At 37.2% G+C, this 11,791-nt stretch carries 11 protein-coding genes; 3 read left to right on the top strand and 8 right to left on the bottom strand.

Annotation, left to right across the window (positions count from 1 at the left end; translation table 11 throughout):
- Positions 1-103: 103 nt before the first annotated feature.
- Positions 104-358, bottom strand: coding sequence for a hypothetical protein (locus tag B494_RS0107500; protein ID WP_017471769.1), 255 nt, complete (start codon positions 356-358; stop codon positions 104-106).
- Positions 359-1,003: 645 nt separating this feature from the next.
- On the opposite strand from B494_RS0107500, the gene B494_RS0107495 reads away from it, so the two are divergent.
- Positions 1,004-1,210: a YlaI family protein gene (locus tag B494_RS0107495; protein WP_017471768.1), complete on the top strand. Its 207-nt coding sequence runs from the start codon at positions 1,004-1,006 to the stop codon at positions 1,208-1,210.
- 24 nt (positions 1,211-1,234) lie between these two features.
- Here B494_RS0107495 and B494_RS0107490 read toward each other — a convergent pair whose 3' ends face one another.
- Positions 1,235-2,038, bottom strand: a complete 804-nt coding sequence (locus tag B494_RS0107490; protein WP_017471767.1) for an inositol monophosphatase family protein — start codon at positions 2,036-2,038, stop codon at positions 1,235-1,237.
- 129 nt (positions 2,039-2,167) lie between these two features.
- On the opposite strand from B494_RS0107490, the gene B494_RS0107485 reads away from it, so the two are divergent.
- Positions 2,168-2,791 (top strand): YktB family protein, encoded by a 624-nt coding sequence (locus B494_RS0107485; RefSeq protein ID WP_017471766.1) that lies wholly within the window; start codon positions 2,168-2,170, stop codon positions 2,789-2,791.
- Between the two features lie 328 nt (positions 2,792-3,119).
- On the opposite strand, the gene B494_RS0107480 is transcribed toward B494_RS0107485, so the two are convergent.
- The gene (locus B494_RS0107480; RefSeq protein WP_017471765.1) at positions 3,120-3,392 is read right to left on the bottom strand and encodes a UPF0223 family protein; all 273 of its coding nucleotides are present in this window, start codon (positions 3,390-3,392) and stop codon (positions 3,120-3,122) included.
- 111 nt (positions 3,393-3,503) lie between these two features.
- Here B494_RS0107480 and B494_RS0107475 point away from each other — a divergent pair, with 111 nt between their 5' ends.
- Positions 3,504-4,976 (top strand): aminotransferase class I/II-fold pyridoxal phosphate-dependent enzyme, encoded by a 1,473-nt coding sequence (locus tag B494_RS0107475; protein ID WP_017471764.1) that lies wholly within the window; start codon positions 3,504-3,506, stop codon positions 4,974-4,976.
- Positions 4,977-5,260: 284 nt separating this feature from the next.
- On the opposite strand, the gene B494_RS0107470 is transcribed toward B494_RS0107475, so the two are convergent.
- The 5 genes from B494_RS0107470 to pdhA form a co-directional block, all read right to left on the bottom strand.
- On the bottom strand, positions 5,261-6,097 hold the full coding sequence (locus tag B494_RS0107470) for a polysaccharide deacetylase family protein (protein WP_017471763.1): 837 nt from the start codon (positions 6,095-6,097) through the stop codon (positions 5,261-5,263).
- Positions 6,098-6,235: 138 nt separating this feature from the next.
- Positions 6,236-7,645: a dihydrolipoyl dehydrogenase gene (lpdA, locus tag B494_RS0107465; protein ID WP_017471762.1), complete on the bottom strand. Its 1,410-nt coding sequence runs from the start codon at positions 7,643-7,645 to the stop codon at positions 6,236-6,238.
- 6 nt (positions 7,646-7,651) lie between these two features.
- Positions 7,652-9,232, bottom strand: a complete 1,581-nt coding sequence (locus tag B494_RS0107460) for a dihydrolipoyllysine-residue acetyltransferase (protein ID WP_017471761.1) — start codon at positions 9,230-9,232, stop codon at positions 7,652-7,654.
- Positions 9,233-9,265: 33 nt separating this feature from the next.
- Complete coding sequence (locus B494_RS0107455) at positions 9,266-10,243, bottom strand: alpha-ketoacid dehydrogenase subunit beta (RefSeq protein WP_017471760.1); 978 nt, start codon at positions 10,241-10,243, stop codon at positions 9,266-9,268.
- A gap of 3 nt (positions 10,244-10,246) precedes the next feature.
- Positions 10,247-11,329: a pyruvate dehydrogenase (acetyl-transferring) E1 component subunit alpha gene (gene pdhA / locus B494_RS0107450; RefSeq protein WP_017471759.1), complete on the bottom strand. Its 1,083-nt coding sequence runs from the start codon at positions 11,327-11,329 to the stop codon at positions 10,247-10,249.
- Positions 11,330-11,791 lie beyond the last annotated feature (462 nt).

The following is an 11,791-nucleotide window of genomic DNA, read 5'->3' as shown; positions in this document are numbered from 1 at the left end:
GAAAGCGAAGTGTTTTACCGAAGCGCTACATGTATCAGACATTAATGTTCGGATTTTTCTTATCTTGTTACGCTTTTGTCCCGGCGTCATTTTTCATATTATGTTATTGTTTAATCTCGTTGAAGTAATTAACACCAAATAAAGAACCTTCACTTACCATATCTGCATTTTCGATATTATCACTTAATGGGTCTCCCGCTTCTTCTATTGGAAAATGATCGTGTCTTTTCAAAGTTAATACATTTTTAAAATTAACAAATTTATTCTTTATTCGTTCTTGACGCTTATCATTCAATAGCTGATAAGTCACAAATGTTGTTCCTATTCCAATCAGACCGATGAGCACTTTTCTCTTCATATGGCAACACCTCTTCTTTATTGATATATAGTTCATTCCCGTTTCTATCAAAGTGAAACATGATTAATGACAAGTCATGATTTGGTATAGAACGAACCTTCAATCATCGGGCGCTTTCGCTCTTCTTCCTAGGATTGGCTGTTGAGGCATCGCAACCGTTAGCTTCCACCTATATAGATTATCTCTGCTCTCTAATTTCTGTCGAGCAGGTATCCGTAACAAATATTTATTGATATATGAACCAATGCCTCTCGTATAGCCTTAAAAAGCGACTTCTTTCACACTGATTTGACCCTATCCAAACATTTTTATGTGTGATAAGTATTTATTAGTAACTATGCCCACTTATATTATTTTAATACTTTCAATTGCTTAACAATGCACTGATCATATAAAACGCTCCTTCAATCGGTGGGTGTTTTCGCTCTTCTCCCACTGATTGTTAGTTGAGTGGATCAGGCCATTAGCGGCGTTAGTTCCCACTTAGATAGATTTACTTCTGTTCTCTATTGTGAGGTAGGTGTTTTACGGACGGTTATCTGTGATAAAGTAAAAGATACGTAGAACAGGTTAGCATTCCATGTCTAGATATGCTAAAATGTAAACAATCAATTTATAATAGCTTGTTTGTTTGAGGTGACAGTTATGGATGTTAAATGTCCAATATGTGATACAGTTAATCAAATTAATTATCATTCGCCCTTAGCTAAACGATTACGTAATCGACGTAAGCACTTATATTTATGTCCAACTTGCTCAGAGCGTATAGAGAAAAAAACAAAGATGCGCCATGCTACAGGGAATTTCAAATTATATCAAGAGAAAAAAGATGACGACCCCTATATTCAATAATATAGTAGTCGTCATCTTTTTAAGTTATTTCAATTCAATGTAGTCATTAATTATTTGATCAATTATATCTGGATGTGCCGACACCATAGGATCTTGATTTAGAAAAGTTAGTGGCTTGCCATTTGCTTGAACGGTTTTGCCACCGACCTCATCGAACAAGATAACACCTGCCGCTAAATCCCATGGGTGTAGTTTAAAAGAAATATAGCTGTCTACAATACCTTCTGCTAAATACGCAAATTCTAAAGCAGCAGAACCATATGTTCGTGTCCCTCTTACGCTTTGAACTAATTTTCTTATTTTCTCATCATTTACTTTATTGTTGCTTGTACACCAAAAAGTGTTAAGCATAAGTATCGATTCAGATAGTTTTTTATGATCAGCAATTGGGGTTAATTTTTTTTCGTTTTTATAAGCCCCCGCTCCTCTTTTGGCATGGTATAGCATATCAGCCATTACATCATAGACGAAACCAATTTCACCGATTCCATTATGATAAACGGCCAAAGAAATTGAAAAGGTCCGCTTTTGATGAACAAAATTCATCGTGCCATCAATCGGATCAATAATCCACACGGTTCCTGTTAAGTCCTTAACTTCATCACCAAATCCCTCTTCAGACAAGATCCGATCTGTTGGATAGGTATCTCTTATATTTTCTGCAAAAAATTGTTCGATCTTCTTATCCATCTCTGTCACAAGATCATTAGCGTCTGATTTTGTGTCGACCTCTCTCGGTTGATCAATAGCTTGGCGAATAATTGCCCCCGCTTCTTTTACCCATTTTTTTGCTTGTTGATATACGGCCTCTTGTTTGAAAGTAGACATAATGATTCATCCTCCCGTTACTCTAGGTATAGTGTAGCAAAATTTGCGCTTTTATGCATCTGTGTACCTATTTAATTATAATTATGTTAAAATTAGATATACTATTAGTTAAGAAAGGTGTAATGGAAAATGGACAAATACAGCTTTAACAATAGCGATTTTGAAATCTTTCATATTGAAGGCTTAGCTGAAAGAATGCATGCGATTCAAGAGCATATTCAACCAAAATTTAAGGCAATAGGTACAGAACTAACAGATCATTTAGCTAGTCAGTTAGGAAATGAAATGTTTCTACATATCGCCAAACATGCACGACGTTCTGTCAACCCGCCTAATGATACCTGGTTAGCCATTGCTGATAATAAGCGAGGCTATAAAAAACATCCACACTTCCAGGTTGGTTTATTTGATGATCATTTATTTATATGGCTTGCTTTTATTTATGAACTACCTACCAAGTCTAAAATAGCTGAAACATTTTTAAAGTATCAAGATCATATTGAAGCATTGCCTAATGATTACGTGGTTTCTTTTGATCATATGAATAAAGCTGCGAAACCAGTGAAATCACTAGTGGATAAAGATCTAGAACGTTTTCGAGATGTTAAGAAGGCTGAATTTTTAATTGGCAAACATATTAGTAAATCTGATGCCGATCAATTGTCTGGTGAAGCCCTATTAGAGCAGATTAAATCAACATTTGATCAACTCTTACCTCTTTATCAGCTTGGTAAACGCGCGCTTCAACAATAGACTATTATTAATGAGGCTGGGACACAACAAAAATATGCTCTCCAAATACGAATGATGTTAGAATGTGTAGGTTTATCACATACCCGCAGAGGAAATATACTCCCTTTCTGCGGGCACGGCTTCAGCTAATTCAGTAAAGCCAAAAGCGCTTTACTGAATGGATCTTCAGCTCGTGCTGTTCCCGCTAGAGTGTCGCATATTTCCTCAGCTATTTGATATCATTCGTTTTAATATAATAAAGACGAATAATCCATTCACAAAACAAACGGATCATTCGCAACTGATCTTACGTCTTTTACTTTTGTCCCAACCTCGCTTAGCTCTATCGTTATTTTTGCATTTTGATGGTTTGATCACTATTTTCTTTAGCCTTTTTTATGGTTTGATATAATGAATAGCCTGTCTCACGTTCATAATCTCTTCCTATCGTCTTTTCTTCACTTTTACTAGGTACAATTTGTTTAAATTTACGATACTTATTCAAGATATCCTTTGACGTAATAGGTTTATGATAGCATTCCTCTATTAACGCTAAAAACTCAACCACTTCAACAATCTCCTCCGTTGTCCAACGGTCATCGATCGGAAAACGAAAATTCACCTGGCTTCCCCTCCTATTGATAAATCCTTTAATTAACTAGCTATTTGATATCATTTTTGCTATAATCTTTTTGCTTCATCGCATTATTATTTTATTAAAGGAGTCAATTATATGCAAGAACATGAAAAAACACCCTTATTTTCGGGTCTTTTACAACACATTAATCAACAGCCGCTTGCTTTTCATATACCTGGTCATAAAAGCGGAAGAGGGATTGATCCTTCTTTTAAGAACTTTATGGGTGACAATGCTTTATCGATTGACTTAATTAATATTAGTCCCCTTGATGATCTGCATCATCCACAAGGGATTATTAAAGAAGCTGAGCAATTAGCTGCTCAAGCATTTGGTGCTGATTTTACCTTCTTTTCTGTGCAAGGAACAAGTACACCCATTATGGCAATGGTATTAAGTGTATGTCAGCCTGGTGACAAGATCATCGTTCCTCGAAACATACACAAATCAGTGACATCGGCTATTATATTCTCAGGTGCCATCCCTATCTTTGTACACCCAGAGCTTGATACTTCACTTGGCATTGCTCATGGCATCACCCCTCGTTCAGTCGAGCATGCACTTGATGCACATCCAGATGCAAAAGCAGTATTTGTTATAAATCCAACCTATTTTGGCATAGCTGCTGATTTAAGGAAAATTGTTGAAATCGCACATAAAAAAGCCATACCTGTCCTTGTCGATGAAGCACACGGCGTTCATATCCACTTTCACGAAGATCTGCCACTTTCAGCTATGGAAGCAGGAGCAGATTTAGCAGCAACCAGTGTTCATAAGTTAGGGGGATCCCTGACGCAAAGTTCTGTTCTGAATGGTCGAGAAGGGTTAATTGTTAAGGAGCGTGTTCAAAATGTGCTATCGATGTTAACGACCACATCAACTTCGTATCTCTTACTTGCATCACTAGACGTTGCTCGAAAACAATTGGCGCTCCATGGGCATCGTTTATTAACAGAAACCATTACACGCGCCCAAGATTTACGTAAACAAATTAATGATTTAAACTATCTTTATTGCCCTGGAAAGGAAATATTAGGTACAGATGCTACCTTCAATTACGACCCAACAAAAATTTTAATCTCCGTTAAACAATTAGGGGTGACAGGTTATGATGTAGAAAGTTGGCTGAGAGAGCATTATCAAATTGAAGTAGAGCTATCTGATATGTACAATATTTTGTGTATCATTACACCAGGGGACCACAATCAACACATATCCACCTTACTAACCGCCTTAAAGGATTTAGTTTATGCATTTAAGCATCATGCCGTAGAGAGACAAGTTCAAGTGAGTATATCTGAAATACCAGCTTTAAGCATGTCTCCACGCGATGCTTTCTATGCGGACACGGAAACCATTAAATTATCTGAAGCTGTTGGGCGGATTAGTGCAGAATCAATTATGATCTATCCACCCGGAATACCCATTTTCATTCCTGGGGAGATTATAACTGAAGAAAATCTTGATTACATTAAAAAAAATATTGAAGTTGGCTTACCCGTTCAAGGTTTAGAAGATGTAACATTAGAAACTATACATGTTATTAAAGAAATGAAGCCTTTTACTTAATAAGACGAACCTCCAATCAGTGGGAGCTGACTGAATCAGGACATTAGCGTCCGTTATCGCCCGGCTAAACAGAAGAGCTTCTATCTTCTATTTTTACAGCGGGCGCTTTACGGACAGTTACTTGGTAACATGGACTGATCGCTAACTCGGCACTTCTCACTGCTTGTTAAAATTTAATAGCCTGCTAGTCTGAAAAAGACGAATGAACGAGCCTACCGGATTATTATTCGCCTTTACTGTTACTTTTTTTCTAACATTCCTTCTTAGCACAGATTAATAGTACTCTATTCAACATCGGTTTCAATGGTTTTAGGGTTAACGAGCTCATAACCTTTTTCCTCTAATCCAATGACAATATCTTCTAATGCTTCACTGGTCCAAGAGCGATCATGCATTAATAAATTAGCACCATCACGCAACTCTGGTGTATTAATCATCATTTCAGCTAATACATCTGCCTCTGTGTAATCATCCTCCCAGTCGTATCCGTAAGTCCAATTCATGACTACCATCTCTTCTTCTTCAGCTACAGCATTTGAAACATCTGTATTAACACCAAAAGGAGCTCTGAAAAATTTAGGACGTTCACCAATTATATCTTCTACCAAATCATTTAACGCGATTATTTCTTCACGTTGTTGCTCTTCAGAAATATCACTTAAATTCGGGTGTGTATATGTGTGATTACCAATTACAAAACCCATTTCATAAATCTCTTTTAGTATTTGTTGTTGATCCTGATCTTCTAAAAAATGACCATTAACAAAAAATATTGCCGATGCATCTAATGCTTTCAACGTATTGGCCATTTCTAAAGCATGTTGATCTGGTGCATCATCAATGGTTAATAAAACAACTTTGCTATTGGTTTCCTCACTAATCGGTTCGATTGCCCAGTTCGTTTGATTAACGCGATATAAAGGTTGATATTGTTTTACCGTTTCATCCAATTCGATTTCTCCTTCACTCTCTTCAACTTCTTCTTCATTAACAGACTCTTCTTCTACTGGCTCTTGAATGTTTTCTTCTTGTTCTGATTCACCTTGATTAGTCTCTGCTTGACAACCGATCAATAAAAAAGTCATGAATAAAGCTATTATTAAAAAGAAAATATTTTTCATTATGCTCATCCTTGTTGTTTTATTTCTTTTCTTTTGTATTATAAACCATTACAAATTAAAAAACTTTAATAAAAGAATTCTTTTAGACATATTAACAAAAAACACCGATAATTCATAAGAATTACCGGTGTTTAATTATTATTTTACAACGTGAATTGGTGTACCCATCGCAACTTCAGCAGCTTCCATGGTAATTTCACCTAATGTAGGGTGAGCATGAATGGTAAGAGCTAAATCTTCTGCTGTCATGCCAGATTCAATTGCTAGACCAAGTTCTGAAATCATATCACTCGCATTAGCTCCGGCAATTTGCGCACCTAGAACTAAACCATCATCTTTACGTGTAACGAGTCTAACAAATCCATCGCCACTACCTAATGATAATGCTCGACCGTTTGCAGCAAACGGGAATTTAGATGATGTAACTTCGTAGCCTGCTTCTTTTGCTTCAGCTTCTGTGTATCCAACTGTTGCAAGCTCTGGATCAGAGAATACAACAGCAGGAATGCCGTTATAATCAATTTCTGACTTTTCACCTGCAATTGCTTCTGCAGCAATTTTACCTTCATATGAAGCTTTGTGCGCAAGTGGTGGACCTGCTACAATATCTCCAATAGCAAATATATTATCAACACTAGTACGACATTGTTTATCAATTTTAATAAGTCCACGATCATCCATATCTATACCAACTTGCTCTAATCCAATTTCAGCAGTGTTTGGATAACGACCTACTGTAACAAGTACATAATCCGCTTCAATGGTCTCTTCTTTCCCTTTAGCTTCATAAGTCACTTTCACACTATTATCAGTTACTTCGGAACCTTTCGCCATCGCTTTCGTTACAATGTTAACATTTTTCTTTTTCAAATGGCGTTTAACTAAAGATGACATATCTTTTTCAAAACCACCTAAAATGTCATCAGCACCTTCAAGGATCGTTACTTCTGTACCAAAGTTTGCATATGAAGTACCTAATTCAGTACCAACATACCCACCACCGATAACAACGAGCTTTTTAGGGATTTCTTTAAGATTTAGAGCTCCTGTTGAATCTAAAATGCGTTCAGAATACTTAAATGACGGTATTTCAATTGGTGTAGAACCTGTTGCAATTATACAATTCTTAAACGTATAAGTTTGTGAGTTTTTTTCATCCATTACACGAACTGTATTTTTATCAACAAAGTAAACTTCACCACTTACAATATCCACCTTATTGCCTTTAAGTAAGCCTTCAACACCAGAAGTGAGTTTATTAACCACACTACTTTTCCATTCTTGAACCTTACTAAAATCGACGGTGACGTTTTCTGCTGCAATCCCCATCTCTTCAGCACCATGTGCTTCTTCAAAGCGATGACCTGCTTGAATCAGAGCTTTTGACGGAATACAACCTACATTAAGACAAACGCCTCCTAGCGCACCCTTATCAACAATTGTTACTTTTTGGCCAGTTTGAGCAGCACGGATGGCAGCAACGTAGCCACCAGGTCCTGCTCCAACAACTAATGTATCTAATTCAATTGGAAAATCTCCTACTACCATATTCGATTACGCCTCCATCATAATTAATTGTGGATCGTTTAACAAACGCTTCACTTGATTTAAAGCATATTGTGCAGTTGCACCATCTACGATACGGTGATCGAAGCTAAGTGATAATGCCAATACTGGAGCAACAACGATTTCCCCATCCTTAACGACTGGCTTCTCAGCAATACGACCAATACCTAGAATTGCAGCTTCAGGATAATTAATAACTGGCGTAAACCATTGACCACCAGCTGAACCGATGTTCGTAATGGTACATGATGCACCTTTCATTTCATCTGGAGAAAGTTTACCTTCCTGAGCTTTTTTAGCTAATTGATTAATCTCTTTTGAAATATCAAAAATAGATTTTTTGTCAGCGTCTTTCACAACAGGGACAAGTAAACCTTTATCTGTGTCTGCTGCAATACCAACATTATAGTAATGCTTATAAACAATTTCGTCCGTACTATCATCAATGGATGCATTAATAATTGGGAATTGTTTTAAAGCAGAAACCAAAGCTTTAACAACATAAGGTAAGTAAGTCAACTTAATTTCTTTTTCTGCTGCAACCGGTTTGAATTTCTTACGATGAGCAACAAGTTCAGTCACATCTACTTCATCATGTAATGTAACATGAGGTGCTTTGTGCTTAGAGTTAACCATTGCATTTGCAATAGACTTACGGATACCAGACATTTTTTCACGCGTTTCAGGTAATTCACCTGCAGAAGCGTGTGGTTTGGCTGTTGTTTGCGTTTCTTTTGATTCGGATTTAGCTGGCGCTTTTTGCTCATCAGCTGATGTGTCAACTTTCTGGTCGCCACTTAAGTAAGCTTCAACATCTTCTTTCAATACGCGGCCATTTTTCCCTGAACCTTTTACATTTGCGATTTGCACATCATGATCACGAGCAAATTTGCGGACTGAAGGCATCGCAATAACTCGTGCATTGTCCGTAGATACTGACTCAGCTTGTTGAGTGGTTTGAGAAGCTTGTTTTTCTTCTTTAGCTGGTTCTTCACTTCCACTCTCTGAAGCATAACCCTCTGCATAGATAGACACAATCGTTTGCCCTACTGTAGCAACTGTTCCTTCTTCAAAGTGTACTTCCTTTACTGTACCTTCTACTGGAGACGGAATTTCAACAACTGCTTTATCGTTTTGCACTTCACATAATACATCATCTTCATTTATTTCGTCACCAGCTTTGACAAACCATTTTACAATTTCACCTTCGTGAATACCTTCACCAATATCAGGTAATTTGAATTCGAAAACACCTTGACCAGCGTCAGAACTGTTTTCTTGGGTAGATTCGACAGTTTCTTGATCAGAATCTGCTTCCCCACCTTCGTAACCTTCTGCATCAATAGTAACAATTGTTTGCCCTACTGTAGCAACTGTTCCTTCTTCAAAGTGTACCTCTTTTACTGTACCTTCTACTGGAGATGGAATCTCAACTACTGCTTTATCGTTTTGTACTTCACATAATACATCATCTTCATTTATTTCTTCGCCAGGTTTTACAAACCATTTTACGATTTCGCCTTCGTGAATACCTTCACCAATGTCAGGCAATTTAAATTCGAATGCCATTATTGCTAACCTCCCTGGTTAATTTACTAACACTTAAAAATTAATTACGTCATTCACTTTCTCTACAATGTCGTTATGGTTTGGTAACCATACTTCTTCTGCTTGTGTAAATGCGTATACCGTATCTGGAGCCGCTACACGTAATACAGGCGCCTCTAAATGTAAGATCGCACGCTCTTGTATTTCAGCAACAATTTGAGAAGCAATACCAGCTTGACGCTGAGCTTCTTGAACAACAACGACACGGCCCGTTTTCTTAACAGATTCTACAATTGTATCTATATCTAATGGTGAAATCGTACGTAAGTCAACAACTTCAGCACTCACACCATCTTTTTCTAATTCTTCAGCAGCTTTAACAGAAGCTTGAACCATTGCACCATAGGCGATTAATGTAACATCATTACCTTCGCGTGCTACTTTAGCTTTACCAAGCTCTACTTCATAAGCTTCTTCTGGCACTTCATCACGGAAAGAACGATATAGTTTCATGTGCTCTAAAAAGATAACAGGATCATTATCACGGATCGATGAAATTAATAAACCTTTAGCATCATAAGGGTTTGATGGAATAACCACTTTCAATCCCGGTTGTTGTGCCATAAGTCCTTCTAATGAGTCAGCATGCATTTCTGGGGTATGAACACCACCACCAAATGGCGAGCGAATCGTGACAGGCGCATGCATTGTGTTACCTGAACGATAACGCATACGTGCCATTTGTCCACTAATAGAATCCATAACTTCATAAACGAAACCAAAGAATTGAATCTCAGGAACCGGACGAAAACCTTGTGTACTTAATCCGATCGCTAAACCACCAATCCCAGATTCTGCTAATGGAGTGTCAAAAACACGATCTTCTCCAAACTCAGCTTGGAGGCCTTCTGTCGCACGGAAAACACCACCGTTTTGACCGACATCTTCTCCAAAAACAAGAACATTTTCATCATTTTTTAATTCCGTACGTAACGCATCAGTAATTGCTTGAATCATCGTCATTTGAGCCATGATTTACTTCGACTCCTTTGCTTTGTATTCTTCCATTTGCTCTTCTAAGTGTGATGGAAGTGTTTCATACATATTTCCAATTAAATCTGTAACTTTTTGTTTCGGTGTATTATCTGCTTCTTTTACAGCATTTTTAATTTCTTCTTTTGCTTTTTCAATCACTTCATTTTCTTGATCTTCAGACCAGATCCCTTTCTCCTCTAAGAACTTCCGGAAGCGAACAAGGGGATCTTTTCTTTCCCATTCATTATCTAAATCTTCGGAACGATAACGTGTAGGATCATCTCCAGCCATTGTATGAGGACCATAACGGTAAGTAAGAGCTTCAATTAAAGTTGGCCCTTCGCCATTGACAGCGCGTTCACGTGCTTCTTTCGTTGCTACATAAACAGCTAACACATCCATACCATCAACTTGGATACCTTCGATACCAGCTGCAACAGCTTTCTGTGCTAATGTATCTGCAGCAGTCTGTTTTTCAACTGGTGTAGAGATAGCAAATTGGTTGTTTTGCACAACGAAGATAGCTGGTGAATTAAAAGCACCTGCAAAGTTCATTCCTTCATAGAAATCACCTTGAGACGTACCACCATCACCTGTATACGTAATCGCAACAGATTTTTTATTGCGTTTTTGCATACCTAACGCAACCCCAGCTGTCTGCACGTATTGTGCACCAATAATAATTTGAGGACTTAAGGCGTTTACGCCTTCAGGCATTTGGTTCCCAATATAGTGACCTCTTGAGAATAAAAATGCCTTGTATAATGGCAATCCGTGCCAGATTAATTGAGGAACATCGCGATAACCTGGTAGTATAAAATCATCTTGCTCCAATGCATACTGTGAACCTAATTGAGAAGCTTCTTGACCCGCCGTAGGAGCATAAAAACCTAAACGCCCTTGACGATTCAAAGCGATGGAACGTTGATCTAAAATTCTTGTGTACACCATTCTTGTCATTAACTCTTTTAATTCATCATCTGAAAGTTCAGGCATGGCTTCTTCATTAACTATTTTACCTTCTTCATCCAGAATTTGAAACGTTTCAAATTGCTCAGCAATCTTTTCTGTAGTACGTTTCAAAAGACTCACCTCTTCCTTTCTATTCTAACCTTGTTTTATTTATTTCGTTTTAAATCTAAACAAAAGGACCTAAAACGTAAATTGCACCTATCGTTACATTACCCTTTCTCATTTTTTTTAATCTTTATTTGATTGATAACCAAAACTGTTATATAAGAAAAAGTTGAAACGATTAGTACAATTTGTTCTTTGATATTAGTTTATCTCAATAACTCAAAACGGTCAATCACTTTGCAACAATAACTTTGAAATTATTCAACCTTTTTGTTTAAAAAATTTTTATTGTGAACTGTTTCACTAATTTATTCACCCTGTATCAGTCTTCTCTGAGGCTGTGTATTACATCTATTCGCTTCGTTTAAGCATTTTGACCTACATTTATATTCATATTCAACATAGTAAGGATGGTCTACAAAATAAAATGATCTTCTATCAGTAGGTGTGTTCGTTCTTCACCCACTG

Source organism: Amphibacillus jilinensis Y1 (assembly GCF_000306965.1).
In the GTDB taxonomy this organism is placed as follows: Bacteria; Bacillota; Bacilli; order Bacillales; family Amphibacillaceae; genus Amphibacillus_C; species Amphibacillus_C jilinensis.
Note: the sequence above shows the minus strand (reverse complement) of the source record. Positions and strands in the feature narration are given on the sequence as shown.